25 protein-coding genes are annotated in these 26958 nt (G+C 71.5%); 19 read left to right on the top strand and 6 right to left on the bottom strand.

From position 1 onward, the window contains the following. Positions 1–327: 327 nt before the first annotated feature. The 4 genes from EST54_RS04380 (at position 328) to EST54_RS04365 (ending at position 4536) form a co-directional block, all read left to right on the top strand. Positions 328–1233, top strand: a complete 906-nt coding sequence (locus EST54_RS04380; protein WP_129245189.1) for an SIS domain-containing protein — start codon at positions 328–330, stop codon at positions 1231–1233. Between the two features lie 74 nt (positions 1234–1307). Further along, positions 1308–2189, top strand: a complete 882-nt coding sequence (locus tag EST54_RS04375) for a class II fructose-bisphosphate aldolase (RefSeq protein ID WP_129245188.1) — start codon at positions 1308–1310, stop codon at positions 2187–2189. Positions 2190–2496: 307 nt separating this feature from the next. Beyond that, complete coding sequence (locus tag EST54_RS04370; protein WP_129245186.1) at positions 2497–3300, top strand: DeoR/GlpR family DNA-binding transcription regulator; 804 nt, start codon at positions 2497–2499, stop codon at positions 3298–3300. Positions 3301–4224: 924 nt separating this feature from the next. Then, a complete protein-coding gene (locus tag EST54_RS04365; RefSeq protein ID WP_129245184.1) occupies positions 4225–4536 on the top strand; it encodes a hypothetical protein in 312 nt (103 codons plus the stop codon). 64 nt (positions 4537–4600) lie between these two features. On the opposite strand, the gene EST54_RS04360 is transcribed toward EST54_RS04365, so the two are convergent. Beyond that, positions 4601–5218, bottom strand: a complete 618-nt coding sequence (locus EST54_RS04360; RefSeq protein WP_129245183.1) for a TetR/AcrR family transcriptional regulator — start codon at positions 5216–5218, stop codon at positions 4601–4603. Between the two features lie 470 nt (positions 5219–5688). Here EST54_RS04360 and EST54_RS04355 point away from each other — a divergent pair, with 470 nt between their 5' ends. Beyond that, positions 5689–6102, top strand: a complete 414-nt coding sequence (locus tag EST54_RS04355) for a spore wall synthesis regulator SsgD (RefSeq protein WP_129245181.1) — start codon at positions 5689–5691, stop codon at positions 6100–6102. A gap of 175 nt (positions 6103–6277) precedes the next feature. Here the strand turns inward: EST54_RS04355 and EST54_RS04350 are convergent, their stop codons facing one another. After that, positions 6278–7096: a TetR/AcrR family transcriptional regulator gene (locus EST54_RS04350; RefSeq protein WP_129245178.1), complete on the bottom strand. Its 819-nt coding sequence runs from the start codon at positions 7094–7096 to the stop codon at positions 6278–6280. Positions 7097–7240: 144 nt separating this feature from the next. On the opposite strand from EST54_RS04350, the gene EST54_RS04345 reads away from it, so the two are divergent. The 3 genes from EST54_RS04345 (at position 7241) to EST54_RS04335 (ending at position 10132) form a co-directional block, all read left to right on the top strand. Next, on the top strand, positions 7241–7759 hold the full coding sequence (locus tag EST54_RS04345; RefSeq protein WP_129245241.1) for a PH domain-containing protein: 519 nt from the start codon (positions 7241–7243) through the stop codon (positions 7757–7759). After that, a complete protein-coding gene (locus tag EST54_RS04340) occupies positions 7756–9450 on the top strand; it encodes a PH domain-containing protein (RefSeq protein ID WP_129245177.1) in 1695 nt (564 codons plus the stop codon). Before EST54_RS04345 ends, EST54_RS04340 begins: the two co-directional genes overlap by 4 nt. 268 nt (positions 9451–9718) lie before the next feature. Then, positions 9719–10132 carry a spore wall synthesis regulator SsgD gene (locus EST54_RS04335; protein ID WP_129245239.1) on the top strand — a complete coding sequence of 138 codons (414 nt, stop codon included), beginning with the start codon at positions 9719–9721 and terminating at the stop codon, positions 10130–10132. Positions 10133–10503: 371 nt separating this feature from the next. Here EST54_RS04335 and EST54_RS04330 read toward each other — a convergent pair whose 3' ends face one another. Continuing rightward, entirely contained in the window at positions 10504–11271 is a 768-nt protein-coding gene (locus tag EST54_RS04330) for a polysaccharide deacetylase family protein (protein ID WP_129245174.1), read from the bottom strand. 152 nt (positions 11272–11423) lie between these two features. Between EST54_RS04330 and EST54_RS04325 the strand changes: the two genes are divergently transcribed. From EST54_RS04325 to EST54_RS04310, 4 genes are all read left to right on the top strand, one after another. Next, positions 11424–12131, top strand: a complete 708-nt coding sequence (locus EST54_RS04325) for a response regulator transcription factor (RefSeq protein ID WP_129245172.1) — start codon at positions 11424–11426, stop codon at positions 12129–12131. Then, positions 12128–13705, top strand: coding sequence for a sensor histidine kinase (locus EST54_RS04320; protein WP_129245170.1), 1578 nt, complete (start codon positions 12128–12130; stop codon positions 13703–13705). The genes EST54_RS04325 and EST54_RS04320 overlap by 4 nt, the downstream gene beginning before the upstream one ends. Further along, positions 13702–14391, top strand: a complete 690-nt coding sequence (locus tag EST54_RS04315; protein ID WP_129245168.1) for a hypothetical protein — start codon at positions 13702–13704, stop codon at positions 14389–14391. The genes EST54_RS04320 and EST54_RS04315 overlap by 4 nt, the downstream gene beginning before the upstream one ends. A 178-nt stretch (positions 14392–14569) precedes the next feature. Further along, positions 14570–14971, top strand: coding sequence for a DnaJ family domain-containing protein (locus tag EST54_RS04310; RefSeq protein ID WP_129245166.1), 402 nt, complete (start codon positions 14570–14572; stop codon positions 14969–14971). Positions 14972–15068: 97 nt separating this feature from the next. Here the strand turns inward: EST54_RS04310 and EST54_RS04305 are convergent, their stop codons facing one another. Next, positions 15069–16346 (bottom strand): DUF4185 domain-containing protein, encoded by a 1278-nt coding sequence (locus EST54_RS04305; protein WP_129245164.1) that lies wholly within the window; start codon positions 16344–16346, stop codon positions 15069–15071. A 240-nt stretch (positions 16347–16586) separates the two neighbouring features. On the opposite strand from EST54_RS04305, the gene EST54_RS04300 reads away from it, so the two are divergent. The 3 genes from EST54_RS04300 to meaB are packed head-to-tail and all read left to right on the top strand — an operon-like array spanning position 16587 to position 21716. Further along, positions 16587–18470 (top strand): methylmalonyl-CoA mutase subunit beta, encoded by a 1884-nt coding sequence (locus EST54_RS04300; RefSeq protein WP_129245162.1) that lies wholly within the window; start codon positions 16587–16589, stop codon positions 18468–18470. Beyond that, positions 18470–20701, top strand: a complete 2232-nt coding sequence (gene scpA / locus EST54_RS04295; protein ID WP_129245160.1) for a methylmalonyl-CoA mutase — start codon at positions 18470–18472, stop codon at positions 20699–20701. The genes EST54_RS04300 and scpA overlap by 1 nt, the downstream gene beginning before the upstream one ends. 10 nt (positions 20702–20711) lie before the next feature. Further along, positions 20712–21716: a methylmalonyl Co-A mutase-associated GTPase MeaB gene (meaB, locus tag EST54_RS04290; RefSeq protein ID WP_129245158.1), complete on the top strand. Its 1005-nt coding sequence runs from the start codon at positions 20712–20714 to the stop codon at positions 21714–21716. Positions 21717–21790: 74 nt separating this feature from the next. Here the strand turns inward: meaB and EST54_RS04285 are convergent, their stop codons facing one another. After that, positions 21791–22297, bottom strand: a complete 507-nt coding sequence (locus EST54_RS04285) for an ATP-binding protein (protein ID WP_129245156.1) — start codon at positions 22295–22297, stop codon at positions 21791–21793. Between the two features lie 196 nt (positions 22298–22493). Between EST54_RS04285 and EST54_RS04280 the strand changes: the two genes are divergently transcribed. Beyond that, positions 22494–22736 carry a DUF397 domain-containing protein gene (locus EST54_RS04280; protein ID WP_129245154.1) on the top strand — a complete coding sequence of 81 codons (243 nt, stop codon included), beginning with the start codon at positions 22494–22496 and terminating at the stop codon, positions 22734–22736. Between the two features lie 153 nt (positions 22737–22889). Then, positions 22890–23795 carry a helix-turn-helix domain-containing protein gene (locus tag EST54_RS04275; protein ID WP_129245152.1) on the top strand — a complete coding sequence of 302 codons (906 nt, stop codon included), beginning with the start codon at positions 22890–22892 and terminating at the stop codon, positions 23793–23795. A gap of 67 nt (positions 23796–23862) precedes the next feature. Here EST54_RS04275 and EST54_RS04270 read toward each other — a convergent pair whose 3' ends face one another. Continuing rightward, positions 23863–24678 carry an SAM-dependent methyltransferase gene (locus EST54_RS04270; RefSeq protein ID WP_129245150.1) on the bottom strand — a complete coding sequence of 272 codons (816 nt, stop codon included), beginning with the start codon at positions 24676–24678 and terminating at the stop codon, positions 23863–23865. Positions 24679–25338: 660 nt separating this feature from the next. Between EST54_RS04270 and EST54_RS04265 the strand changes: the two genes are divergently transcribed. Next, entirely contained in the window at positions 25339–25986 is a 648-nt protein-coding gene (locus EST54_RS04265) for a TetR/AcrR family transcriptional regulator (RefSeq protein WP_129245148.1), read from the top strand. 90 nt (positions 25987–26076) lie between these two features. Beyond that, positions 26077–26949, top strand: coding sequence for a class I SAM-dependent methyltransferase (locus EST54_RS04260; RefSeq protein ID WP_129245146.1), 873 nt, complete (start codon positions 26077–26079; stop codon positions 26947–26949). Positions 26950–26958 lie beyond the last annotated feature (9 nt).

Genomic DNA, 26958 nt, shown 5'->3' with positions numbered 1-26958 from the left:
GCGTGACTGATCTTGCGAGTATTCGGCGCCTTTCACGCAGCTGTCAACACCTTCACGTCACCTCCCTGTCACCCCTCCTCCCCGCATCCACCCCGCCCGGCCATCCGACCAATCGCAGGCCGCAGTCCTGTGCGCGCTTGGCCCATCAGGCCCACATCAGGCGCCCACATCAGGCCGGCAGCCTTCCCGCCCCTCTGGTGCGCCCACTCGTTCGAGGGATGGAACGCTGCGAGATTTCTGCGTACAGTCGATTGCAACGAAGCCGAATATTGCAGTTTTGTGCAACCAAGTTCTACGCAGTGCAAGGAACGTCACGGGAGGGTGGCCATGAGCGAGATCTCATACATGGAACAGGAGCTGCACAGTCAGCCGGAGACCTGGCGGGAGGCCGCGCGGCTCGGTGCGGCGGCCGGTCCGCTGCCCGAGGCCGGACAGCGGGTGGCAGTCATCGGCTGCGGAACGTCATGGTTCATGGCGCAGTCGTACGCGGCGCTGCGGGAGGCGGCCGGCCAGGGGGTGACGGATCCGTTCGCCGCCTCCGAGGCCTTCCTCGGCAGCGACCGCGGCTATGACGCAGTGGTGGCCATTACACGGTCCGGCACCACGACCGAGGTCCTGCGCGTGCTCGATGCCGTCAAGGGGCGCATCCCGACGGTGACGATCATCGGCGATCCCGAGACTCCGGCGGTCACCCTCTCCGACCGGACGGTCGCGCTGCCGTTCGCCGATGAGAAGTCGGTGGTGCAGACCCGTTTCGCCACGACGGCGCTGACGCTGCTGCGCGCGCATCTGGGCGAGGACGTCTCCCGGGCGGTGACCGACGCGGAAGAGGCACTGGTCGCACCGGTGGAGAAGGAGTGGGTGGACGCCGAGCAGTTCTCCTTCCTCGGCACGGGCTGGACGTTCGGTCTGGCCAATGAGGCGGCGCTCAAGATGCGGGAGGCGTCGCAGAGCTGGACGGAGTCCTACCCCGCGATGGAGTACCGCCACGGTCCGATCGCGATAGCCGCACCGGGCCGGGTGACCTGGCTGTTCGGCCATGCTCCGGACGGGCTGGAGGCCGATGTGGTGCGGACCGGTGCCCGCTTCGTGCGCCATGCCCGCGATCCGCTGGCGGACCTGGTGCTGGTCCAGCGGGTGGCACTGGAACGGGCCCGCGCCCGCGGCCTGGATCCGGACAACCCGCGCAGCCTGACCCGTTCGGTGATGCTCGAAGCGCCGGCCGCCTCGTAGCCGCCCGCCTCTCCGCGCGCCTCACCCGCCTGCCTCACGTCAACCAGCCCCACCCGCAAGGGAGTCAGCGTCCCATGCCCCTAGTTCCGACCTCATCGATCATCGACGCCGCGCGTGCGGCGCGGGTCGGTGCCGCGGCGTTCAACGTCATCCATCTGGAGACCGCCGAGGCACTCGTCACCGCCGCCGAGCGCACCGGCATCCCCTTGATCCTGCAGATCAGTGAGAACTGCATCCGCTATCACGGCAGCCTGCGGCCCCTCACACGTGCCACCCTCGCCCTCGCTGAGGAGTCCACCGCCCGGATCGCGGTACACCTCGACCACATCACCGACACGGAGCTGGTCCAGCAGGGCATCACCGCCGGGGTGGGCTCGGTCATGGTGGACGCCTCCGCCCTCCCGTATGAACAGAACGTCGCCACCACCGCCGAACTCACGGCCTGGTGCCATGAGCGCGGCGCCTACGTCGAGGCCGAACTCGGCGAGATCGGCGGCAAGGACGGGGTCCACGCACCAGGGGTGCGCACCAACCCGGATGAGGCCCTGGCCTTCGTCCGCGCAACGGGCGTCGATGCCCTCGCCGTGGCTGTCGGTTCCTCGCATGCGATGCAGGAACGCACGGCCGTACTCGACAAGGAACTCATCGCGGCGCTGCACTCCACCCTGCCGGTGCCGCTGGTTCTGCACGGCTCCTCCGGGGTGCCGGACGACGAACTGCGCCGCGCCATCGCCGCCGGAATGACGAAGATCAATATCTCCACTCATCTGGTCTCCGTCTTCACCCACTCGATACGGCAGACGCTGGATGCCGACCCGGCGCTCGTCGACTCGCGGAAGTACATCAAGCCGGCCCGGGCGGCAGTGGCCGAGGAAGCGGCACGTCTCCTGGACGTCCTGGGCACTCCGGCGGCGGTCCCGGGCCAGTACGCAGCCCAGGCCCCGGCCCGGGGGTGACGGCAGAGGCAGTGGCCTTCCCTTCGGCAGCTCACCCCGGCAGAGCCGCTTGGAGGACAAGCAATCACCACCGCCTCGCCCCCGTGACCGCCAGAGGCGGCCGGACAGACCGGCCACCCGCCCCACCCCCAGCGCGTGGCCACGGCACGCCATCCATCCATACGCCTCGCCCCGCCCCGCCCGGCGAATGATCACGCAGACGACTCGGCAGCACCGGCGGGGCAACGACAGGGAGGAGAGCCCAGTGGAGTACGACGGCGCCCACCGCGCGCCACCGTGGCCTGCTGAAACGAATTAGGCTCGCGCCATGAAGCGCCATGAACGGATGAACGCACTGCTTGAGCTGCTCGGGGACCGGGGCCGGGTGGACGTCGAGGAGGCCGCGACCGCGCTGGAGGTCTCGGCCGCCACGATGCGGCGCGACATGGACGCCCTGGCGGAGCAGCAGTTGCTGACCCGTACCCGGGGCGGCGCGGTGCTCAGCTCCGTGGCGTACGACCTGCCGATCCGCTACAAGCACGCGCACCGCTCGGCGGAGAAGGAGGCAGTCGCCAACGCAGCGGCGAAGCTGGTCGAACGGGGGGATGTGGTCGGACTGAGCGGGGGCACCACGACCACGGCCATCGCCCGCGTGCTCGCCACCCGTCCGGACTTTGCGGAGGCGGGCCCACAACCGCATCTGACGATTGTCACCAACTCCCTCAACATTGCGAACGAGCTGGCCGTGCGGCCACAGATCAAGATTGTGCTCACGGGTGGGGTGGCGCATTCACGGTCGTTCGAACTGGTTGGCCCCTTCAGCGAGTTGGTGCTTCAGCAGATCTCCATCGACATCGCCTTCATCGGCGCCAATGGCATGGACCCGATGATGGGCGCCACGGTGCACGACGAGGCCGAGGCCCGGGTCAACCGCCTCATGGCCGAGCGCGCCCGGCGTGCCGTGGTCGTCGCGGACTCGTCCAAGATCGGCGAGCGCTGCTTCGCCCGGGTCGGCGACGCGGATGTCTTTGACACCTTCATCACGGACAGCGGAGCGAGGGAGGCAACCCGCCGTGAGTTCGCGGACCGGGGCCTGCGGGTGGTGACGGCACGCCCGTCTGCGGGCGAGTGACCTCCCGGCCGATGATCCGGCGGCGCACCGACCCACTGCCAGGCTCTTCGGCTGGTCCGGATCGCGGGCACCGTTCCGGGCCTTCGGCGGCGTTGGCTCGCGGCCTGGCGAGACATGCAGGGCCGAGCGAGAGTACCGGGCTGAGCGAGAGATAGGGGGCTGAGCGAAAGTTACGGGGCCGGGGCCCGAGACGTACGGGGCCGGGCGAGAGATGCAGAGCCGGGGCCCGAGGCATGTGGGGTCGGGGCCGACGGTGCCGGTGCTTGCCACGGACAGAGCGCGCCGGAGGGCGGCGTGGAGATACGGCTGGCGGTCTGCGCAGGGTGCCAGGCCGGGAGGGTCGCCGGGGAGTGCCGGGCCGGGCAGGCCGTGCAGTGGAGTGCCCTGCCGTGCTCGGTGGAGCCGGGCACGGCAGGTCTGGACAGAGCGGGTCCTGACAGAGCTGGTCCGGGCAAGGCGGGAGGGGCGGGGCGGGGGCGGGAGGGGGCAGGAGCCAAGGCCAGGGGAAGGGGCAGGGCTAGGGGCAGGGCCAGGGCCAGGGGAAGGCGCAGACAAGGCATACCGGAGAATGTGACCAACCTGGCCCGTCGCGCATTGAACTATCTCCCCAACGGTGAGCGGCAGACCCGGTTGCGCATCGGAGGTCGGCGCCGGCCCCGCGGCGATAACAGGAGCCTGACCTGCTCCGTAACAGTCCATGAGCCGGCGAGCGGGACCCCCGGGCGTTCCTCGGGCGACGGGTTGAGGAGCCGTACCCCGGCGGCCCGGCCCGGTTCCGAAAGGGTCGCGCTCATGTCGCGCTTGTGTCCCCGTGTGGCCCCCGGGGCTGATTTTCCCTGAGTGAGTGTGGACAATGGGGAATGAACGTGCGAAGCGTCTACGGGCTTCGCGGGGGAATACCGAGTTGTCCAGCGGGGGGATCACATGAGGAAATTCTTGGCCATAGTGGTGGCAATAGTGGCGTGCAGCGCCTCTGTCACGCTGACCACCGCTTCAAGTGCGGCAGCCGCCGACCGGTCGCCGCAGTGCGTCAAGGTCCGGAAGTACTTCAACAAGGGCGGCCAGCGCTATGTCCGCCTGACGAATCTGTGCACCAAGCGGACCTCGTGCTTCACCATCGTCGTCCCGCATCACCGCGACCCTCACGGCAGCCTCCCCAAGGGAGCGACGAAGGACGTCCGCTACGGCACGACCCAGGGGCCACGAGCGCTGTACGTGAAGAACACCCCCTGCTGACCGGCCGCCGGTAGCAGAGGGATCTCGGCGGGCGGGGAGAGCGCCGCCGCCTGCCGGGGTGAGGTCACCCTCGTACGGCGATGCCGTCCAGCACCATCGAGAGGTACTGCCGGGCGATCTCCTCGGGGCTGTGCTGTCCGCCCGGCCTGTACCAGCTCGCCGCGACCCAGACGGTGTCGCGGACGAAGCGGTAGGTGAGCCGGATGTCGAGGTCGGCACGGAAGACTCCGCCGGCCACGCCTCGCTCCAGGGTGCCGAGCCAGGCCTTTTCGAACTTCCGCTGGGAGTCGGTGAGATAGCCGAAGCGGGGCTGGGCGGCGAGGTGCCTGGATTCCTTCTGGTAGATGGCGACGGCCGCACGATGCCGGTCGATTTCCCGGAAGGACTCGGTGACCAGGGCTTCGATGGTCTCCCGGGGTCCGAGCCCGGCGGCGAGTACGGCGTCATAGCCGTCCCACAACTCGGTCAGGAAGCTGGACAGGATTTCGTCCAGCATCGATTCCTTTGAATCGAAGTGGTAGTAGAGACTGCCGGCGAGCATCCCGGCCTCGTCCGCGATACGGCGGACGGTGGTGGCGTTGTAGCCGTGCGCGGCGAAGACCTCCGCCGCGGTGTTGAGCAGTTCGCGGCGACGCTCGGGGGACGCGTTCGCGGTCGTCGTCTTCTTCTTGGCGGCTGGCACCCGGCCATTGTCGCTTCCTTGGCGTCACTGTCTCGTCCCCTCGTCGCCCTTCTTTCTCTTTGTTGCGTCGGCCCGCGCCCGGACATCCGCACGGGGTGCGGGCGGTGCTTGTCAGGCTCACTCCGAGGTCACCGCTGCTGTCGATCGGTGCGCGGGTCGCTGCCGGTTGTGCCGGCGGGCTGGGCATCGATGGCTCTCGGCGTCGGGCATTGCACTGGCGCTGGCCTGCCTGCTCGGCGCGGAAGCCTGGATTGTCGCCCAGACAGCCACCGCCACCGGCACGTGATGTGACGTCAGGCCGAGCCCCCGGCGGCCGATTGGGCCTCCGAACGCCCAGCAAAGAGGGCAAATACGTACATTCGAAGGCCCGTGATGCATGTCACGCAGGAATCCAATGCACTACCGCGATATCCCGTGCGTCCTAGTGACCAAAGCCGCAAGTGTCCGCAACGAATGCAAGGGAGCCGGCGATGTCCAGCGTCATCGACCAAGCCGTTCAGGCCCGTCTCATCGCGACTGCTCCCCGGTCGCAGGTGATTCCGGCAAACCTGCGATACGACCGTGCCGACCCGTTCGCGGTGCGCTTGGTCTTTCCGCCCGCGGCGTCGCTGGACGGGGCCGAAGTGGCCTGGACGTTCGGGCGGGACCTGCTGGAGGAGGGCCTGTGCGCGCCGGCCGGGGCGGGCGATGTGCAGATCTGGCCGTACGACTCCGATGCGGTGGTCGTGGAGTTCCATGCCGTCGGCGGCATGGCCGTGGTGCAGTTCGAGGCGCAGGAGCTGCGGACCTTTCTGACCCGGTCGTACGCGATCGTCGCCAAGGGCGACGAGGCAGGCCACCTGGACGTCGAGGCCGATCTCGCCGCGCTGTTGCGCGAAGCGTAGACCGCCACGCGGCCGGAGGCGTAAACCGCCACCGCGGCCGGATGCGTCGACCACCAGCGCGTCCGGACAGCGGCACAGAACGTCCTGGCGCGGCCGCCGGGCACCGCAGCACCGCGTCGCCACCGCAGCACCGCAGCAGCACATCGCCACGTCACCACCTCGCCGACCGGCCCGGTCAGGCCCGGCCCGCCGCCTTCGCCGCATCCTCCCCCGGGCGCGATGGCGGCTCCGACCTCTCGTCGGAAGTGGCCGCCGCGTCGGACCCAACCCCGGGCCCGGCCTCAGCCCCGGACCCGGCCTCAGCCCCGGACTCGACCTCAGCCCCCGACCTGGCTCCGGACCTGGCCCCAGCCCCGGCCCCGGCGCCGGACGACGCGGGCGCGTCCTCACCCCCCTCGGTCCCGAAGAGATGCGCCAGATGCAGGTCCAGCAGCCGCAGTGCGGTGCGGGGGTCGTGCACATCGAGCAGGACATAGGTGGACAGCCCGTCGACCAGGCTGATCAGCAGCATCGCCTCGTCCTCGGTGGCGCGTTCCGGGGGGAGTTCGCCGCGCTCCGCGGCCCGCCGCAGTTGGTGGGCGAACAAGGCGCGGAGCTGGGGGATGCCGTCCTTGGCCTCGGCGCGCAGGGGCTCGTCATACACGGCACGGGCGAAGTAGGCGGCGCCGACCAGCACCCCGACCCGGCTCTTCTCGTCCAGCGGCAGCATGCCCGACAAGCAGGCGCGCAGCACCTCGCGGGGCGTCGGCTCCTCGGGCAGCGCCTCGATGCGTGCGCGGATCCGCTCCCCCGCGAGCCGGTTGATGCGCTGGAGGGCGAAGAGCAGCATCTCGTCCTTGGAACGGAAGTAGTGCTGCAGCCGGCCGAGCGAGATGCCGGCCTCGGCGGCGACGTCGCGCAGGCTCACGCCGTCAAGTCCGCGGGTGCTCGCGAGCCGCCACAGCGCCTCGGAGATCTCCTGGCGCCTGGCTTCATGGTCCACCTTCTTGGGCACGGCTGACCTCCCTCGTCCGGCACTTCGCTGCGCGCCCCGCGGGCAGGGCTTCAGCTCGGGGAGCCCGGAGCGTTTTTACAAGTCGCTTGTACCGTTATAACGTACCGCCACTCCATACGCTTGACTTGGAAACCGGTGACCTTCATGCCCGAGCACGCCACCGCGCTGCTGCGTCCACCCCGCCACCGCGTCGATCCCCGGGCCCGCCGCTGGTGGACGCTTCAGGCGCTGCTGACCCTCAGCGGCCCGATGCTGCTCCTCGCGCTCACCATGGCGGTGCTGTCCCTCCTCTTCTTCCCCGGCGCGCTGCCGTGGCTGGGGCCGTTGCTGCTGGTCGTGCTCGTGGTGCCGGCCGTGAGCTATCTCGTCGTCATGCCGCGGTGGCGGTACGCGGTGCACGCATGGGAGCTGGGCGAGCGGGCGGTCTACGCGGCGGGCGGCTGGTTCTGGCAGAAGCGGCGGATCGCGCCGCTGAGCCGGGTGCAGACGGTGGACACCGTGCGCGGCCCCCTTCAGCGGCGGTACGGCCTGGCAACGGTGACCGTCACCACCGCCTCGACCGCGGGTGACATCAAGATCGCGGGGCTGTCCGACGCGGACGCCGAGGAGCTGTCCCGGCGGATCGGCGAGGCCGCGCAGGACGTGCCGGGTGATGCGGCATGAGCGCCCCACTGGACCCCGAGACACCCGGAATTCAGGCCGGCGAAGCACCTGGAACGCAGGTCGGCGCAGACCATGCGTCCCAGGGAGCCGGCGCGCCCGCCGGCGGGGCGGCGGAGTGGCGGCGGCTGGATCCGCGCACCCTTCTGGTGCACTGCGGCTGGCTGGCCGCCCCGCTGGGTTCGCTGGCACTGACGGCGCTGGCCACCGGAGGCCGGATCCCCGCCAAGGCCTGGTTCACCCTCGCCGCCCTCGCCGCGTCGTTCGCCGTGGTGACCACGATCGGCCTGATCCGCTGGGCCCGTACGGAGTTCCGGATCGCACCCGGGAGCCGTGGCGACGGGTCGGAGGGCGGAGCCGCCGGCAGTGGCCGCGGGAGCGCCGCCCTCACCTTCGATGTCCGCAGCGGGCTGCTGACCCGGCGGCTGCGCAGTGTGCCGCTGCACCGGATCCGCACGGTCGATCTGACGGCCTCGCCGCTGCACCGGCTGCTGGGGGTCACCGTGCTGCGGGCGGGCACGGCGGGCTCGGGGGACGGCAGCAAGGAGCTGTCGCTGGAGGCGCTCGCGGTGCCCGAAGCGGAACGGCTGCGCGCGGAGCTGCTGGCGTACGCGGATGCCGAGGCGGCCACGAACGATCCGGTGGTGGCGCGCATCAACTGGCGCTGGCTGCGGTACGCGCCGCTCACCTTCTGGGTCATCGGCGGGGTGTTCGTGGTGGCCGGATCGGCCTACCGGGTGCTGGACGGCATCGGCATCGAGCCCTGGAAACTCGGCTTCGTCCAGCAGGCGTTCACCGAACTCGGCGCCGGCGCCCTCTGGCTGACGGTCCCGGCGGTCCTGCTGGCCGTCCTCGCCCTCGGTTCGGTCGGCGCCGTGGTGCTGTACGTCGAGAACTGGTGGAACTACTGCCTGGAGTGGACCGACGCCCGCACGCTGCGGGTGCGCCGCGGGCTGTTCACCACGCGCGCCGTCACCCTCGAACGGGCCCGGCTGCGCGGGGTGTTGCTGCGCGAACCGCTGCTGCTGCGGGCCGGTGGCGGGGCGATGGTGCGGGCGGTGGCCGGCGGTCTGGGCAACCGGGAGGAGAACCGCAAGCGCAGCGGCCTGCTGCCGCCGGCGCCCCGCACGGAGGCGCTCCGGGTGGCGGGCGGCACCCTGCGGGCGCCGTTCCCCGGCAGCGGTGCACCGGTCGCGCTGGCGCCGCACCCCCGCGTTGCCCTGCGTCGGCGCCGGGTACGTGGTCTGCTGTTCGCGGTGCTGCCCGGCACCGCCGTCCTCGCCGGTCTCGGTGCGGCGTTCACGCCCGTCCTGCTGCACTGCGCCTGGATCTACGCGGTGCTCACCACGGCGCTGGTGTGGTGGCTGGCCCGGGACGCGTACCGCAACCTGGGACACGGCGTGGACGGCCCGTATCTGGTCGCCCGCTCGGGCACCTTCAGCCGTGACACCCTCGCCCTCCAGCGCGAGGCCATCGCCGCTTGGACGTTCACGACCTCGCCCTTCACCCGCCGGGCCGGCCTCGTCGCCCTCACCGCCGCGGTCGCGGCCGGCGAGGACGGGTATCGCATCCCGGACCTCGCGGCCACCGAGGCCGCCGGCTTCGCCGCGGCGGCGGCCCCGGGGATCCTGGAGGAGTTCTTGGTGCACCCCGGGGAACCGGGGCAGCACCTTCCGGAACAGCGATCGTCCTGAGGGGCGTCCGGTGGGCGCCCCTCAGGACGGGGCGTCCGGTGGGCCGGGGCTGGACGGGCCCGGGCCCGGGCCCACCGGGACAGTTCATCCGCCGCAGGCGGCGGCCCGCCCATCGGACGGCGCCCCGCCCCCCCGGAACCGGACCGCCGGTCAATTGGCCGCCTGTATGAGATACCTCACACACCTGTCGCGTGCACTACGGGAGCGGGCACACCGTCCTACTGGATGAGCCATTGCCCGTGATCCGACAGCCGTGAGGGAGCAGCGCGTGCACCGCGTCATCGACCAAGCCGTCCAGGTCCGCCTCATCGCCACCGCTCCCTCCACCCACGCCGCGCCCGCAGTGCTGCACTACCACGCCGCGGACCCGCTGGCGGTGCGGATGTTGTTCCCGCCGGAGATCTCGCTGGAGGGCACCGGGGTGGACTGGGCGTTCGCCCGTGAGCTGCTGGACGAGGGGCTGCGGAGGCCTGCGGGCCGGGGCGATGTGCGGGTACGGCCGTCCGGTCCGGACCGGACGGTGATGGAGTTCCATTCGGACGAGGGCATCGCCATGGTCCAGTTGCAGACCGCGGATGTCCGGCGGTTCCTCGCCCGCTCCTACCGGGCCGTGCCCGCGGGCAGCGAGCCGGCGTTCCTCGGCATGGAGCGCGACCTCGCGGAGCTGTTCGGCGCGGCGTGAGGCAGCGGCGCCCGGGACGTGAGAGGCGGTGGCCCGGAAGGAGCCGGGTGGGCCGCGAGGGCCAGGAGGCGGGATCACGGGAGCGTCCGGCCTGCGGTCACGTGAGGTCCCGCCCAGGGACCGTCCAACGCCCGTGTCCAACGGCCCTGCCCAAAGGCCTTGTCGAACGACCCAGCCCAACGGCCCTGTCCAACGACCCTGCCCAACGCCCCCATCCGTCGGCCACATCCGTCGACTCCGCCCAGCCCCTCCACCGCAACCGGCGGCTCCCTCAGCACCAAAGACGGACCGGAGCCGGCACCCTGAGGTGTCCGGCCCCGATCCGTCGTCGGTGCTGCTGCGGCTGCCGTGCCTGCCCGTCTGCCTGCCTCTCAGCGCTTGGGAAAGCCGAAGCCGTAGCCCTGGCTCTGCATCCACGGCAGCAGCCGGTTCAGGGAGTCGACGGTCCGGGAGCGGTTGCCGCCGCCGTCGTGGAACAGGACCGTCGGACCGTTGGAGAGTTCGCCGCGCACGGTCGACTCGATCGTCGAGACGGAGCCGCCCTCGAAGTCCTTGCTGTCGACGTTCCAGCCCAGCGGGCGCATGCCGTGGTCCGCGGCCAGCTTGCGGCTGTAGGGGGTGAAGGCACCGCCGGGGGCGCGGTAGTACTCGACCTGCGTACCGCCCGCCGCCTTTTCGATCATCTTCTGGGCGTCGAGTATCTGCTGCGACTGGTAGCTCTCCGGCTTGCTGCCCATACCGGTGTTGTGGCTGACGGTGTGGTCGCAGAGCTTGTGCCCCGCGGCCGCCACCTTCTTGACCAGGTCCGGGTGCGCCTCGGCCTGCGGGCCGATCATGCAGAAGACCGCTTTGACGTTGTACCGCTTCAGCACCTCAAGTACCTTCGGCGTCCACACCGGGTCGGGGCCGTCGTCGATGGTGATGTTCAGGCTGCGGCCGGGGCGGTCCGAGGCGTGCGCTATGGAGGAGTCGACCGGGGCCGCCGCCCGCTTCGCCTTCTGCTGGCCGACGCCCTCCGCCTCTGCCTTGGAGGGGCCTCCGACATTGGAGAAGGCAAGTGCCCCCGCGACCACGACCGATACCACCGCCGCCGCGGTCACTCCGATGATGCCGCTCTCAACTCCGAAGCGCCTCGCCATGTCCGATCCCGTTCTCTCAATCACCGTGCGCGTGTCCGTAGCGGTCGGCGGGGGATGCTGTGCACGCCGCCTCGCACTACGTCAGATGCACCGGGGGCCGGGGAGGCTGCTCCTGTTACGGATCCATCATGAAACTTATTGATACTGGACCCATGCCACGTGTACTTCTCATCGAGGACGACTCCGCCGTACGGGACGGGGTGTCCCTCGCGCTACGGCGGCGCGGCCACGAAGTGGCGGCCGCGGCCAGCGGCGAGGAAGGCCTCGACGTGCTGCCGGTCTTCCGTCCGGACATCGTGCTGCTGGACCTGATGCTCCCTGGCAAGGACGGCTTCCAGATCTGCCGGCTGATCCGGGCCGAGCGGCAGCTGCCGATCATCATGCTCACCGCGCGGGGCGACGATCTGGACGTGGTGCTCGGACTGGAGGCGGGGGCCGACGACTACATCGTCAAGCCGGCCCGCGGTGAGGTCCTCGAAGCACGCATCCGTGCGGTGCTGCGCCGTACCGCACTTCCCTCCGACGACGCGCCGGCCGCCGCCGATCCGGGCCCCGCCCCGGTCGAGACCTATGGCGAACTGGCCATAGACCGGGCCGGTCTGGTCGTGGGCAAGGCCGGCAAGGATCTGGCGCTGGCCCCCTCGGAGATGAAGCTGCTGCTGTTCCTGTCCGCCACCCCGGGGCAGGTCTTCAGTCGCCAGCAGTTGCTGGAGCAGGTGTGGGAGCACAGCTACAACGGCGACGCGCGGCTGGTGGACGCCTGTGTCATGCGGCTGCGGACGAAAATAGAGGACACCCCGCGCAGCCCGCGTTACGTCCAGACCGTGCGCGGCTTCGGTTACCGCTTCGGTCCACTGTGAAGCGCGCGGGCAGCCGGGTACCGACCGGCACGCTGCTGCGGGGTCTGCGGGCCCGCCTCGTCGTCGGTTTTCTGGTGGTGGCTGTCCTCAGTGCGCTGACCACCGCGCTGCTGACCTACCAGGAGGCCCGTAACGCCATCCTCCAGCGCTCCCAGGACACGGCCGTCAACGATCTGCGTGCGCAGGTCAATTCGCTGGCCCCCGAGCTGCCGGTCCCGCCGTCCGCGGCCGACCTGGACTACTTCCGGCTCCAGCTGGAGCGCTCGGGCACGTCACGGGACTGGGACATCTCGGTGCACTACCGCGGGGTGCGCGACACCGAAGCCAGTCTGCAGGGCGGCTTCACGGTACCGACCGGTCTCAAGGAGTCCGTGGAGAAGCGGCATGTGCCGGCCTTCCAGCGGGTGAGCCGCCACGGGGCTCCCCGGCTGCTGATCGGGATGCCGGTACGGCAGTCCGACGGCCGGGCGTCCGCGCTGTCCGTCTACGCCCAACTGCCGCTGAGCGCCGAGGAGTCCAACGTCGAGGCGCTGGTGAGCGCCGCGCAGCGGGGCGTGGTGCCGGTGCTCGTACTGACCGTGGTCCTGGCGCTGCTCGCCGCGCGCGGGGTGCTGCGGCCGGTCCGCGGCCTGCGGCAGGCCGCCGGGCGGATCGCCGAGGGCAAGCTGGACACCCGCCTGGAGGTCAAGGGCGCCGACGAACTCGCCGAGCTGTCCCGGACGTTCAACGACATGGCGGCCCGGCTGGAGGAGAGCATGGCCGAGCTGCGCCGTCTGGAGTCCAACTCCCGGCGGTTCGCGGCCGATGTCTCGCACGAGCTGCGGACACCGCTGGCGGCGATGACCGCGGTGACCGATGTCCTCGACGAGGACGCCGAGTCCCTCGACCCCGACACCGCCTCCGCGGTCCGGCTGATCAGCCAGGAGACCGGAAAGCTGGCACGGATGGTGGAGGACCTCATGGAGGTGTCACGGTTCGACGCGGGAGCCGCGGCACTCCATCTGGACGAGGTGGACGTCGCCGAGGCGATCCGCAAGACGCTGCAGGCCAGGGCCTGGCAGCAGCGGGTGACCGCGGAGCTGCCGGCGGACGTACGGGCCCGGCTCGATCCTCGGCGGCTCGATGTGGTGGTCGCCAATCTGGTCGGCAACGCCCTGCGGCACGGCGGCGAGCCGGTCCGGGTGCTGCTGCACGCCCCGCAGCCGGGCGCCGACCGGCTGCGGATCGAGATCTCCGACAGCGGCCCCGGCATCGACCCCGAGGTGCTGCCGCATGTCTTCGACCGCTTCTACAAGGCGGACTCCGCCCGTGCCCGCTCGGAGGGCAGCGGCCTGGGGCTGGCCATCGCCCAGGAGAACATCCGGCTGCACGGCGGCACCCTGCACGCCGCCAATTCCCCCGAGGGGGGTGCAGTGTTCACCGTAGAGCTGCCGCTGCGCCAGGAGGAGGCGGGCGGGACGGCCGACGAGGAAGGCTCCGGTCCGCCGGACGAGGAATGGGCGGCCGCGGAGCCGGCCGTGGACGACGACCGGGACGGCGCACGTCCCGCGGCCGGGAAGGCGCACCACGTATGAACACCCCGTCCGTCCGGAACGTCCTGCGTGCGCTGCGTGCCCGGTGGTACCTGCCGGGGGCCGTGCTCGCCGGTGTCCTGGGCGGTGCGCTGGCCGGCTGCGGTATCGCGCCCACCGATGTCATCGACGCCGGCGAGCCCGCCTCCGGTGTGAAGTCGCCGGGCCAGCCCGAGGCCGATGTCCTGCTGTTCTTCTACGGCCCCAACGGGCTGCGCTCCGCGACCCGCCCGGCGAAGTCACCGGCCGATCCGCAGCAGGCAATCGATCTGCTGCGGATGGGGCCGAATCACGCCGAGCGGATGCGCGGTCTGTCCAGCATGCTGAAGTTCCCCGGTCGGCTGACCGCCGACGCCCACGACGGCAGCGTGGTGATCAACCTGCCGATGGACGTCAAGCTGCTGGACTCCGCCTCGCTCAACCAGCTGGTGTGCACCGCGGCCAATGCCCGGGTGCCCGGGAACAAGCCGCCGGACCGGGTGCCGGTGACCCTCGCCAGCAAGTCCGTCCGCGTCGGCCCCATGGTGTGCGGCGGCAACAACGCCTCCCCGGTCGTCGAGCCGAGCCCGTCCGGCACTCAAGACACGAGCGCGGGCACTCAAGACACAAGCCCGTCCGGCACCCAGCGGTCCGGCCCCGACGCGAGCGGCACCGGCCCGGCGGACGGGACCTCGGGCCCGGCGGGCTGAACCGCCGCGGACCGCCCGCCGGGCCCGGCTCGCCCACGTCCGGGCGGCGGGAGCCCTCCGGCTCGCGGACCGCCCGTACGGCGGTGGCGCCGCGTTACGGTGAAGACAGGCATCCGCCTTCCCCGCACGCCGGACGGAGCGGACCGGCCGGCGCCGGAATCCTCGGGAGACGCAGATCATGACCGAGCGCAAACCCCCTGGTGTCAGCTTCGAGACCTGGGTCGACCGGCAGATCCGCGAGGCGGCCGAGCGCGGCGCCTTCGACGGGCTCACGGGGGCCGGCAAGCCCCTCCCCCACCTCGACCAGCCGTACGACGAGATGTGGTGGATCAAGGAGAAGATGAGCCGCGAGCACCTCTCCTGTCTGCCGCCGAGCCTGGTCCTGCGCAAGGAGGCCGAGGACGCCCGGAAGGCCGCGGCCGCGGCGCCCAGCGAGGCGGCACTGCGCCGCATCCTGTCCGAGATCAACGAGCGGATCCGCGCGGCGCTCCGGGCGCCCCTCGACGGCCCGCCGCTGAACCTCGTCCCGTTCGACATCGACGAGGCCGCCCTCATCTGGCGCCGGGAACACGGGAGTTGACGCCAGCAGCCGAGGGATCCACGACGGCCGGCGCACGCCGAGCCGAGCCGTCGTCACGACGCATCCGGGCCGTCGTCACGACGCATCCGGGCCGTCCTCACGGCGCGTCCGGCGCCATCCGTACCCGCAGGAACCGCGGCCGGTACAGCTCCACCTCGCCATTGATCCGGGGGCCGGGCGGGACGCCGGGCGGGCCGAGCCAGTTGATGTCGTAGCTGAGCAGCAACCCGCCGCGCGTGGTGAAGGCGGGGTGTGCCTGCGGGTTGTAGACGGCGACGTACCGCGGGTCGGCGGCGGGCGGACGGGGCGGGATGAGACGGCCGCGCGGACCGTGCCAGGGGCCCTGCGGCGCGCAGGACCAGTAGCTGGTGACCGCCCGCAGCCCGGCCGTGCCGTCGCCGCCGGTGTCCATGGTGAACAGCACCCAGGCCGGACCGTCGCGCACGACGGTGAAGGCGCTGCCGACACCGCGCCGGCCGCCGCCCCGCAGCACCGGCCGGGCCCGTCCGGCCCGCCGCTGCCAGCGGGCGCCGTCCCAGAACCGCCAGCTGCCGCGGTCGGCCAGCCGCCCGGTCGCTGCGCGCGCGAGGAAGGCGCTGGAGGCCGGTGCGGACGGCGGGTCGTCGCCGCCGAAGACGTAGGTCCAGCCGCCGTCGCGGACCGCCGCCGTGCCGTAGAGGACCCGCCGTCCCGGATCCGGGACGGCGGTCTGGTCCACGGTCCGTGTGATCCCCTCCAGACGCAGTCCGGGGAGCGAGAGCGTGGCGGCCTCGGTGCCGCGCGGCTCGCCGAAGATCCACGGCCCGGTACCGGGGGCGCGGTTCCACAGCAGGACGCGGACGACCTTCCCGGTGGCGCCGGGCGCCCGGGGCTCCACGCGCGCAGCGACCGGCCAGCGCAGCCCGCCGCCCGGCGGGTCGGGGAAGAACGGCCCGGGAGCGGCCGCCCCACCGCCGGTCAGGGTGCGCTCCGGCCGGCCCGAACGGGACATCACCACGGCGGAGTTGTGCCGCAGGAGGGGCGCGGCGCCGGTGCCGGAGGTGCGCCAGTGGTGGCCTTGCCCGTGCGGGCCGGGCGGTTCGTGGATCCGGTCGAGGAAGGTATCGGAGAACAGCCAGAGGGTGCGGCCGTCGGGGAGGCGCACCGAGTGGGTGCCGTCGCCGCCGGTCCAGTCGTCCAGCCGGCTGTTGTCGTTTCCGTAACGGGCGAAATCCGCGGTATGCCGGAAATCTGGGGACCAGGAGGCGATCCGGTGTCCGGTGCAGTGCGGGCGGGGGCCGGGGTCGGCGTCCCGCGCCGGCAGCCACGCGAGCCCGGCGGTGAGCAGCAGCGCTCCGACGACGGTTGCGGTGCGGATCGGCGGCGCCTGGAACATCGCGCTCCTCGGGAGAGGTCCCTGTTCCTCAGGGGGTGCCGCGCCCACCGTAGTGAACCGGGCGCATGCGCCGGGGCAGGCGCGTCCGGTACCGGAAAGCACGACGGGGCACGATACGGGCGACCCGTCCCACCTGCCCGTTCTCGCGCAAAAACAGGGAGAACCACTAATGGTCAACGAGGGCAACGTCACAGCCGGAGACCCTGCTCCAGCTAACGGTCGTTCGCCTAGCCTGCTGCCATGACCGCCGAGTCCCCCGAACTCCCCCTGGCCGCCGCCTTCCCGGATGCCGACCGAGAGCAGTGGCAGCGCCTCGTCGAAGGTGTGCTGCGCAAATCGGGCGTCACCGAGGCGTCCGGCGCCGCCGCCGAGGACGCGCTCGCCACCGACCTCCAGGACGGCATCCGCATCCGCCCGCTCTACACCGCCGAGGACGGTGCGGCCGCCCCGGGCCACCCGGGCTTCCCGCCGTTCGTACGGGCCGGACGGCCCGAGGGCACCACCGTGGCCGGGTGGGACGTACGCCAGCGCCATGTCCACACCGATCCGCGACAGGCCAACGCGTCGGTCCTGGCCGACCTGGAGAACGGTGTCACCTCGGTCTGGCTGACCGTCGGGGACGGCGGGGTGCCGGTGTCCGGTCTGGAGCAGGCGCTGCAGGGCGTCTATCTGGACCTGGCCGCGGTAGTGCTGGACGCGGGTGCCGATTTCGCGGCGGCCGCCGAGGAGTTGCTGCGGCTGTACACCGTGTCCGGCGCACCGCTCGGCGAGGCTGCCGGCTGCCTGGGCGCCGACCCGCTCGGACTGCTGGCCCGGACCGGTGACGACGCCAAGCTGCGCCTCCAGCTGGAGTCCGCCGCCCGGCTGGCCGAGCGCTGCACTGCCGAGGCGCCGGGCCTGCGGGCGCTGGCCGTCGACGCGCTGCCGTACCACGAGGCGGGCGGCTCGGCCGCCGAGGAACTGGGCGCCTCACTGGCCACCGGCGTCGCCTATCTGCGGCAGCTGACGGGAGCCGGGCTCGGCATCGACGACGCCTGCCGGCAGCTGGAGTTCCGCTATGCCGCCACCGCGGACCAGTTCCTGACCATCGCCAAGCTGCGCGCGGCGCGCCGGCTGTGGGCGCGGGTCGCCGAGGTGTGCGGGGCCTCGCCCGCCGCGGCCGCGCAGCGCCAGCACGCCGTCACCTCCACGGTGATGATGACCCGTCGTGACCCCTGGGTGAACATGCTGCGCACCACGGTCGCCGGGCTGTCCGCCGGGGTGGGCGGTGCGGAGGCGGTGACGGTGCTGCCGTTCGACGCCGCGCTGGGCCTGCCCGACGCGTTCGCCCGGCGGATCGCCCGGAACACCCAGTCCGTGCTGCTGGAGGAGTCGCACCTGTCGAAGGTCATCGACCCGGCGGGCGGCTCCTGGTACGTGGAGAGCCTCACCGACGAGCTGGCCCGCGCCGCCTGGGCGTGGTTCCAGGAGATCGAGGGCGCGGGCGGCCAGGCGGCGGCGCTGCGCTCCGGGATGATCGCCGGCAGGCTGGCCGAGACCTGGCAGCGCCGCACCGACGACCTCGCCCGCCGGCGTGAACCGATCACCGGCGTCAGCGAGTTCCCCCATCTCGCCGAGCCCCCGGTGCACCGCGAGCCGGCGCCCGCGCCGATCGGCGGAGGGCTGCCGCGGGTGCGCCGGGACGACGCGTACGAGCGGCTGCGGTCGCGTTCCGACGCCCATCTCGCGGCGAGCGGCGCCCGCCCGAAGGTCTTTCTGGCCGCGCTGGGCCCGGTGGCGGCACACACCGCGCGGCTGGCCTTCGCCGCCAATCTGTTCCAGGCGGGCGGCATCGAGACGGTCCAGGAAGACGGGCCGGTGGATGCGGAGTCGGTGGCCGAGGCGTTCGCCCGCAGCGGCGCGCGGACCGCCTGTCTGTGTGCGAGCGACGCGGTGTACGGCGAGCAGGCGGCGGCCGTGGCGGCCGCGCTGAAGTCGGCGGGCGCGGTGCGGGTGCATCTGGCCGGCAAGCCGGGCGAGCGCCGCGAAGAATTCACCGCGGCCGGTGTGGACTCCTTCGTCTTCGCCGGCTGCGACGCGGTCGAGGTGCTGTCCTCGGCCCTTGATGTCACGGAGGTGGCGTGATGACAGAGACGACGCAACAGGCCGGCGCCATCCCCGACTTCAGCACGGTCGAGCTGGGGGAACCGGACGCGGCACACGGCGCGGGCGACGGCGCGCGGTGGACCGAGGCCGTCGAGCAGGCCACCGGCAAGGGCGTGGCGGACCTGACGTGGGAGACGCCGGAGGGCATCGACGTCAAGCCGCTCTACACGGAGGCGGACCTCGACGGACTGGACTTCCTGGGGACGTACCCGGGGATCACGCCGTATCTGCGCGGCCCGTACCCGACGATGTACGTCAACCAGCCCTGGACCATCCGGCAGTACGCCGGCTTCTCCACCGCCGAGGAGTCCAACGCCTTCTACCGCCGCAACCTCGCGGCCGGCCAGAAGGGCCTGTCGGTCGCCTTCGACCTGCCGACGCACCGCGGTTACGACAGCGATCACCCGCGGGTCACCGGTGACGTCGGGATGGCGGGCGTCGCGATCGACTCGATCTACGACATGCGGCAGCTCTTCGAGGGCATCCCGCTGGACAAGATGACCGTGTCGATGACGATGAACGGCGCGGTGCTGCCCGTGCTGGCGCTGTACATCGTGGCGGCGGAGGAACAGGGCGTACCGCCCGAGAAGCTGGCCGGGACCATTCAGAACGACATCCTCAAGGAGTTCATGGTCCGCAACACCTACATCTATCCGCCGCAGCCCTCGATGCGGATCATCTCCGACATCTTCGCGTACACCTCGCAGAAGATGCCGCGCTACAACTCCATCTCGATCTCCGGCTATCACATCCAGGAGGCGGGTGCGACGGCCGACCTGGAGCTGGCGTACACGCTGGCCGACGGTGTCGAGTACCTGCGCGCGGGCCTGGCGGCCGGGATGGACGTGGACTCCTTCGCCCCGCGCCTCTCCTTCTTCTGGGCGATCGGCATGAACTTCTTCATGGAGATCGCCAAGCTCCGCGCGGCCCGGCTGCTGTGGGCGCGCCTGGTGCAGCGCTTCGACCCGAAGAACCCCAAGTCCCTCTCCCTGCGCACCCATTCGCAGACCTCTGGCTGGTCGCTGACCGCGCAGGACGTGTTCAACAACGTCACCCGTACCTGCGTGGAGGCGATGGCCGCCACCCAGGGCCACACCCAGTCCCTGCACACCAACGCCCTCGACGAGGCGCTGGCGCTGCCCACCGACTTCTCCGCCCGGATCGCCCGCAATACCCAGCTGTTCCTTCAGCAGGAGTCGGGCACCTGCCGGGTCATCGACCCGTGGGGCGGCAGCGCCTACGTCGAGAAGCTCACCCACGATCTGGCCCGGCGCGCCTGGCAGCACATCGAGGAGGTCGAGGAGGCCGGCGGGATGGCCAAGGCCATCGACGCGGGCATCCCGAAGCTGCGGGTGGAAGAGGCCGCGGCCCGGACCCAGGCGCGGATCGACTCGGGGCGGCAGGCGCTGATCGGCGTCAACAAGTACCGGGTGGAGACCGACGAGGAGATCGAGGTCCTCAAGGTCGACAACTCCTCGGTGCGGGCCCAGCAGATCGAGAAGCTCAAGCGGCTGCGTGCCGAGCGCGACGAGCAGGCCTGCCAGGAGGCGCTGCGGGCGCTGACCGCGGCGGCCAAGTCCGGTCCCGGCGAGGGGCTGGAGGGCAATCTGCTGGCGCTGGCGGTGGACGCGGCCCGGGCCATGGCGACCGTCGGTGAGATCTCGGACGCACTGGAGTCGGTCTACGGGCGGCACTCCGGCCAGATCCGTACGATCTCCGGTGTGTACCGAGACGAAGCGGGCCCCTCCTCCGGTGTCGAGCGCACCCGGTCGCTGGTAGCCGAATTCGAGCGCGCCGAGGGCCGCCGGCCGCGCATCCTGGTGGCCAAGATGGGCCAGGACGGCCATGACCGCGGCCAGAAGGTGATCGCCACGGCCTTTGCCGACCTGGGCTTCGACGTCGATGTCGGTCCCCTCTTCCAGACCCCGGCCGAGGTGGCCCGCCAGGCCGTGGAGGCGGACGTCCATATCGTCGGCGTCTCCTCCCTGGCGGCCGGCCATCTCACGCTGGTGCCCGCGCTGCGCGAGGCACTGGCCGCGGAGGACCGGGAGGACATCACCATCGTGGTGGGCGGCGTGATCCCGCCGCAGGACGTGCAGCCGCTGCGCGACATGGGCGCCGCCGCGGTCTTCCTGCCCGGCACGGTCATTCCGGAGGCCGCCCACGATCTGGTGCGGGACCTGGCAGCGGTCCTCGGCCACGAGCTGTGAGCGGGGGGACATGCCGGCGAGGATCGATGTCGAACGGTACGCCGAGGGGGTCCGCGCGGGGTCCAGGGCCTGGATCGCCCGCGCCGTCACCCTGGTCGAGTCCACCCGCCCCGACCACCGGGCGGCCGCCCAGCGGCTGCTGATCGAGCTGCTGCCGTACTCCGGTGCGGCCCGCAGAGTGGGCATCAGCGGAGTGCCGGGCGTCGGCAAGTCGACCTTCATCGACGCCCTCGGCACCCTGCTGACGGGGATGGGCCACCGGGTGGCGGTGCTGGCCGTGGACCCGTCCTCCAGCCGTACCGGCGGCTCCATCCTGGGCGACAAGACCCGGATGGAGCGGCTGGCGACCGACCCGGCGGCGTTCGTCCGGCCCTCCCCCACCTCCGGCACGCTGGGCGGAGTGGCCCGGGCCACCCGCGAGTCCATCGTGGTGATGGAGGCGGCGGGCTACGACGTCGTCCTGGTGGAGACGGTCGGCGTCGGCCAGTCCGAGACCACCGTCGCGAACATGGTCGACACCTTCCTGCTGCTGACCCTGGCGCGCACCGGCGACCAGCTCCAGGGCATCAAGAAGGGCGTACTGGAGCTGGCCGATCTGGTCTCCGTCAACAAGGCCGACGGCCCGCACGAGCGGGACGCCCGGTCCGCGGCCCGTGAACTGGCCGGTGCGCTACGGCTGTTGCAGCCCGCGGACGCCGCCTGGACACCGCCCGTCCTGACCTGCAGCGCCCGCGAGGGCACCGGTCTGAAGGCGCTCTGGGAGCGGGTCGAGCAGCATCGCGTCCTGCTGGAATCCACCGGGGCGCTGGCCGAGCGGCGCCGCACCCAGCAGGTCGACTGGACGTGGTCGATGGTCCGGGAGCGGATGATCGACCGGCTCCAGGAGCACCCGGAGGTGCGCCGGCTGGGCCCCGAGGTCGAACGCGCGGTGCGCGACGGCGAGCTCACCGCGACGCTGGCGGCCGAGCGGCTGCTGACGGCGTTCGGCCTGGGGGACGCTCCCCCGCCGGCCTGAGCGACCGCCCGCACCACACCCGCGCCCCGCCCCGACCATGGGGCGGGGCCGCGTCGTAGCGGTGCGAGGCTGCCTCAGCCGCGCTCCGACACCGTCGCCCAGACCGTCTTCCCGGACCGGTCCGGTGGCGTCCAGCCCCAGGCGTCGCTCAGCCGGTCGACGATCTGCAGACCGCGCCCTGACTCGGCAAGGGTGTCGTGCGGCCGGACGACGGGCGCACCGGCGCCCGCGTCCGAGACCGCACACAGCACCGTGGCACCCTGCCGAGTCAGGGCGAGCCAGGCCTGGCACAAAGGTGCCAAGCCCTCACGGCGCCCGGACTCCCCCGCGGCCCGGGCGCCGTAGCGCAGCGCATTGCTGACGAGTTCGGACACGACCAGCGCCGCGTCCTCGGCGACGCCGGCACACAGTTCCCAGCCTTCGAGCGTCACCCGGGTGAACCGGCGGGCCTCCGCCACGGTGCGGGCGGAGCCGCTCAGGGCGCACGCGGCGAAGTCGTCCGGGGCGGGCATCCACCAGGCGTCGTCACACGCTTCGTCCCGGAGGGCGTGGTGCACGGTCACTGCCGGATGAGTGGTCATCAACATCTCCGCGAGGGGGATTTCGGGACTGGGCCGGACTTCCTCCGAGGGCTAATATCCTCGTCAGCCGTCCGTCGGTGCAAGTGCATCTGCAATTACATCGGTAAGTACGGCCGCACAGGGGCGCGTTCACGCCAAGGTGAGCGCAGGCTCGGGATCGGTCGGAGGAGCGTCCTCCAGCAAGGGAGCATCTGAGATGGAGCCGGTGACCAACGGCATACGGGCGACCAGTATCGAGGGGGCCGTCTGGCGCAAGAGCCGACGCAGCAACCCCAGCGGCAACTGCGTTGAAGTGGCGGTTCTTTCCGACGGCGGCATCGCGGTGCGCAACTCCCGCTTCGCCTCGGGCCCGGCGCTGATCTACACCCGCGACGAGATGACGGCCTTCGTCCAGGGCGCCAAGGACGGCGACTTCGACGATCTCCTCGGCCGCGACTGACGCATATGTCGGCCGAATACCCGCCCCCGCTGTACGAGGGCTGGGGGCGATGGGACACTGGGCGTTCGCCCGACCACCCAGGGGAGTCAGCATGAGCGAGCGCCGCGAGCCAACCGTGGAAAGGTGCACGCCGCGCGAGTGCGAGGTTTCGGCATGACTGCCGCGCAGCCGAGCGGCGATCCGTCTCTGCGCCGCTACCTCGAACACCCGCGGGGCGGCCCGACCGTCCTGCGCATCGTGCTGGGCACACAGCTTCGCCGGCTGCGTGAAGGGGCCGGCATCACCCGCGAGGCCGCCGGGGACGCCATCCGCGGCTCGCACGCGAAGATCAGCCGCCTGGAACTGGGGCGGGTGAGCTGCAAGGAGCGGGATGTCGCCGATCTGCTGACGCTCTACGACGTCACCGACGAATCGATCCGCTCGGACTTCCTCAAACTGGCCCGCCGGACCAGCACTCCCGGCTGGTGGCATCAGTACGGCGATGTGCTGCCCGGCTGGTTCGAGACGCACATCGGCCTCGAAGAGGCCGCCTCGGTGATCCGCACCTACGAAGTCCAGTTCGTGCCGGGCCTGTTGCAGACCGCGGACTACGCCCGTGCGGTGACCCAGCTCGGTCATCCGCGGGCCTCGGCCGAGGAGATCGAGCGACGGGTGCAGCTGCGCGTCCAGCGTCAGGAGTTGCTGACCGTCCCGGATGCGCCGCGGGTGTGGGCCGTGATCGACGAGGCCTCGCTGCGCCGCCCGCTCGGCGGGCCCGAGGTGATGGCGGGTCAGCTCAGACATCTGCTGAAGATGGCCGAGCTGCCGAACGTCACGGTGCAGATCGCGCCGTTCAGCCTCGGTGGCCTGGCGGCGGCCGGTGGGCCGATCACGATCCTGCGGTTCCAGGAGCCGGATCTGCCGGACATCGTCTATCTGGAGCAGCTGACCAGCGCGCTCTATCTGGACAAGCGCGATGACGTCGACCACTACCTCGCGGTGATGGACCGGCTCTGCGCACAGTCCGAGTCACCGCGGGAATCCCTGGCGATGCTGGAACGGCTACTCAAGGAGAGCTGACGCGCCGAACCGAGCGACAGAGGGGCGGGCCTCGACGGGGCCCGCCGCTCTTCGCCGTGCGGCCCCGCTACGGCTTGCGCGCGACGCCGCCGAACTCGATCCATTCCTGGGTGAGCTGCTTGGGGCCGATGTCCGCATCCGGCATCCAGGTGGAGACCTCCACCAGTCCCGGTTCCTGGACCTCCAGCCCCTCCAGGAACCCGGCCAGCTCATGCGCCTGACGCACCCGGCCCCACTGGCCCTGGGTGCTGACCCGCATGAACTCGGTGACGAAGTCGCGGGTGGCGGCGTCCTCGCTGACCAGCTGGCACACCACCAGGAAGCTGCCCGGCACCAGCCGGTCGGCGACCCGCTTGATGAGAGCGGCCGGGTCGTCGGCGTCCGGTATGCAGTGGAGCACCGAGACGAACAGCGCGGCGACCGGCCGGTCGAAGTCGATCAGTCGCGTCACCTCGGGGCTGCCCATGATGCCGTCGGTGTCCCGCATGTCCGCCTGGATGACGGCGGTGTTGGCGTTCTCCTCCAGCAGCGCGCGGCCGTGCGCCAGCACGATGGGGTCGTTGTCGACGTACACCACGCGGGACTGCGGGTCGACCTGCTGGGCGACCTGATGGACGTTGTCCTGCGTGGGCAGGCCGGATCCGTGGTCGATGAACTGCCGGATGCCGTGCTCGCGGGCCAGCCAGCGGACCACCCGCTGGAGGAAGCGCCGGTTGTTGATCGCCAGCACCTGAGTGCTCGGAACGACCTTGCTCAGCTCTTCGCAGGCCTCGCGGTCGACGGCGTAGTTGTCCTTGCCGCCGAGGTAGTAGTCGTACATCCGGGCAACGCTCGGGATGCTGACGTCGACGACGCTGGACTGCGGTCGTGCTTCTTGGCTCATTCCACGCTTTCCCGTCGCTTCGGCAGCATTCAGCCAGGGGGCGGCCACGATCGTTCCGTGTGCGTACGACCACGCCCCGCAAGCCCCCAACATACCCACCGGACGGGGGTTGTTGCAGACAAGTGACCGGGTCCCGTGGACGGAGTTGCGGCTGGTGCTCCGCCCGCGGGCGGCAAACCCAACAGGCGTACGAATCAACGGGGTTCAATCGGCCACGCGGGTTCCGGGGGAGGCGTCCGCACGGCTCTTCTGGCCGGGAATCGCTCCGGGGGGCGACTGAGCCAGAGGCCCGCCGAGCCAGAGGTCTTCCGAGTCGGCCCCGCCGGGTCAGCGGCCTGCCGGGGGTCGGGTGCGGGCCGCCGCCTCGCCACTCATCGGCGGCGGCCCGCTCTCACTTCCCCCGGCGACACCCAGCGCCGGGCTCCGCCCCGTGTGACACGGCCCGGCCGAGGAGCAATCCCGGCTCGTGCCACATACGGCTCCGCCTCGGCCGTCACCCGATCAACAGCCTTTGCGGAGCGGGGCGTTACGGAGATCCGCCTACCACCCTCGGCACGCTTTACACCTGCCGACGATCACGACAGCCGCCCTTCCCTGCGCCCCGCAGACGTACTTCTACGTAACCTTACTCGCCAGTAAGGTTGGGGTAGGCTGACGCGAATGAGCGACATACGCAGGCAACGCGTCCCCCGGCCGGTCCGGGAGCAGCAGATCATCGACGCGGCGATCCGGATCTTCGCCCGGCGCGGCTATCACGCCGCGTCAGTGGACGAGATCGCCGAACTCGCCGGAATTTCCAAGCCGATGGTCTATCTCTACCTCGACTCCAAGGAGGGGCTGTTCCTCGCCTGTCTGCGGCGCGAGGCCGAACGCCTGCTGACCGCGTTCCGGGCCGCCGCGGGCCCCGCGCACTCCCCCGAGCTGCGGCTGCGGGCCGGACTGCTCGCGTTCTTCACCTTCGTCACCGAACACCGCGACAGCTGGGTGGTGCTGCACCGCCAGTCCTCGGAGCCGAGCCCGGCGATCACCGCGGAGCTGGCCCGGTCGCGTCGGGAGCTGCTGGCCGAGGTCACCGGGCTGGTACGGGCCGACATCGCGGAGAGCGACGGACCGGCCTGTCCCGAGGACGACGCCGAGTTCGTGGCGTACACCCTGGTCGGGGCGGCGGACTCGCTCACCGACTGGATGGCGCTGCACCCCGGCGAGCCCCCGGAGCGGATCACCCTGCGGCTGATGAACATGGTGTGGGTGGGGATGCGCAATGTGCTCGACGGCGAGGTGTGGACGACACCGTCCGGGACGCCGTAGGAGCCCGCGACCGTGCCGTGCCCGCCTGGTGGGCGGCTTCTCCGGCCCGCGGGGAGTGGACTTCCTCCGCCCCGCGGGTAGGAGAGACGGATGACCACAGAGAAGAGCGAGCCGGCGCCGCTCCCGGGGACCCTGCCCACCACCGAGGAGATGGTCCTGGCCAACCAGGCGAACTGGGACGCGCGCACCCCGGTCCATGTGGCCAGCGAGTTCTACGGGCTGGACGGTTCACGGACCGCCGAGGACTGGTTCGCGCCGTTCGAGTGGACGGATCTGGGGGATCTGGCGGGGCGGGAGGTGCTGCATCTGCAGTGCCATCTGGGCACGGAGACGGCCGCGTTCGCCGAGCGGGGCGCGGCGCACACGGTGGGGCTGGACTTCTCCGCCGCGGCCGTGGCCCAGGCGCGGCGGCTCGCCGCGGAGGCCGGCCGGGCCGTGGAGTTCGTCCGGTCCGATGTGCACCGGGCCGTGGAGGCGCTCGGCGGGCGGCGGTTCGACGTGATCTACACCGGCAAGGGGGCGCTGTGCTATCTGCCGGACCTGACCGCCTGGGCGGAGGTCGTCAGCTCGCTGCTCCGCCCGGGCGGGACGTTCTATCTGGTCGAGTTCCATCCGCTGCTGGACGCCCTGGGGCCGACGCCGAGCCCGGAGCGGCAGCAACTTCGGCTGCACCACGACTACTTGGGCGGACGCGGCCCGCTCAGAAGCGACTCCCCCTGCACCTACACCGACGGTCCGCCGGTGCAGGGCGCCACGACGAGCTATGAGTGGCGGCACGGCCTCGGGGAGGTCATCTCCGCGGTGATCGGTGCGGGGATGACCGTCCAGCTGGTCCGGGAGACCGAACTGCTGCCCTGGAAGCGGTTCGATGCCATGGTGCCGGCCGAGAACGGCTGGTGGCGGCTGCCCCCCTCGGAGCCGATCATTCCGTTGCTGTACGCGCTGCGGGCGGTGAAGGCCTGAGCCCCGGCG

Origin of the sequence: Streptomyces sioyaensis (assembly GCF_004122735.1) — a bacterium.
GTDB lineage: Bacteria > Actinomycetota > Actinomycetes > Streptomycetales > Streptomycetaceae > Streptomyces > Streptomyces sioyaensis.
Note: the sequence above shows the minus strand (reverse complement) of the source record. Positions and strands in the feature narration are given on the sequence as shown.

Excerpts from the sequence above, each read along its gene's own strand:
- EST54_RS04310 (WP_129245166.1), top strand. The coding sequence starts at position 14,570 with ATGACCGAGCGCAAACCCCCTGGTGTCAGCTTCGAGACCTGGGTCGAC.
- EST54_RS04300 (WP_129245162.1), top strand. The coding sequence starts at position 16,587 with ATGACCGCCGAGTCCCCCGAACTCCCCCTGGCCGCCGCCTTCCCGGAT.
- EST54_RS04265 (WP_129245148.1), top strand. The coding sequence starts at position 25,339 with ATGAGCGACATACGCAGGCAACGCGTCCCCCGGCCGGTCCGGGAGCAG.
- EST54_RS04375 (WP_129245188.1), top strand. The coding sequence starts at position 1,308 with ATGCCCCTAGTTCCGACCTCATCGATCATCGACGCCGCGCGTGCGGCG.
- EST54_RS04370 (WP_129245186.1), top strand. The coding sequence starts at position 2,497 with ATGAAGCGCCATGAACGGATGAACGCACTGCTTGAGCTGCTCGGGGAC.
- EST54_RS04330 (WP_129245174.1), bottom strand. The coding sequence starts at position 11,271 with ATGGCGAGGCGCTTCGGAGTTGAGAGCGGCATCATCGGAGTGACCGCG.
- EST54_RS04325 (WP_129245172.1), top strand. The coding sequence starts at position 11,424 with ATGCCACGTGTACTTCTCATCGAGGACGACTCCGCCGTACGGGACGGG.
- EST54_RS04275 (WP_129245152.1), top strand. The coding sequence starts at position 22,890 with ATGACTGCCGCGCAGCCGAGCGGCGATCCGTCTCTGCGCCGCTACCTC.
- EST54_RS04340 (WP_129245177.1), top strand. The coding sequence starts at position 7,756 with ATGAGCGCCCCACTGGACCCCGAGACACCCGGAATTCAGGCCGGCGAA.
- EST54_RS04380 (WP_129245189.1), top strand. The coding sequence starts at position 328 with ATGAGCGAGATCTCATACATGGAACAGGAGCTGCACAGTCAGCCGGAG.
- EST54_RS04315 (WP_129245168.1), top strand. The coding sequence starts at position 13,702 with ATGAACACCCCGTCCGTCCGGAACGTCCTGCGTGCGCTGCGTGCCCGG.
- EST54_RS04285 (WP_129245156.1), bottom strand. The coding sequence starts at position 22,297 with ATGACCACTCATCCGGCAGTGACCGTGCACCACGCCCTCCGGGACGAA.
- EST54_RS04355 (WP_129245181.1), top strand. The coding sequence starts at position 5,689 with ATGTCCAGCGTCATCGACCAAGCCGTTCAGGCCCGTCTCATCGCGACT.
- EST54_RS04260 (WP_129245146.1), top strand. The coding sequence starts at position 26,077 with ATGACCACAGAGAAGAGCGAGCCGGCGCCGCTCCCGGGGACCCTGCCC.
- scpA (WP_129245160.1), top strand. The coding sequence starts at position 18,470 with ATGACAGAGACGACGCAACAGGCCGGCGCCATCCCCGACTTCAGCACG.
- EST54_RS04345 (WP_129245241.1), top strand. The coding sequence starts at position 7,241 with ATGCCCGAGCACGCCACCGCGCTGCTGCGTCCACCCCGCCACCGCGTC.
- meaB (WP_129245158.1), top strand. The coding sequence starts at position 20,712 with ATGCCGGCGAGGATCGATGTCGAACGGTACGCCGAGGGGGTCCGCGCG.
- EST54_RS04305 (WP_129245164.1), bottom strand. The coding sequence starts at position 16,346 with ATGTTCCAGGCGCCGCCGATCCGCACCGCAACCGTCGTCGGAGCGCTG.
- EST54_RS04280 (WP_129245154.1), top strand. The coding sequence starts at position 22,494 with ATGGAGCCGGTGACCAACGGCATACGGGCGACCAGTATCGAGGGGGCC.
- EST54_RS04270 (WP_129245150.1), bottom strand. The coding sequence starts at position 24,678 with ATGAGCCAAGAAGCACGACCGCAGTCCAGCGTCGTCGACGTCAGCATC.
- EST54_RS04365 (WP_129245184.1), top strand. The coding sequence starts at position 4,225 with ATGAGGAAATTCTTGGCCATAGTGGTGGCAATAGTGGCGTGCAGCGCC.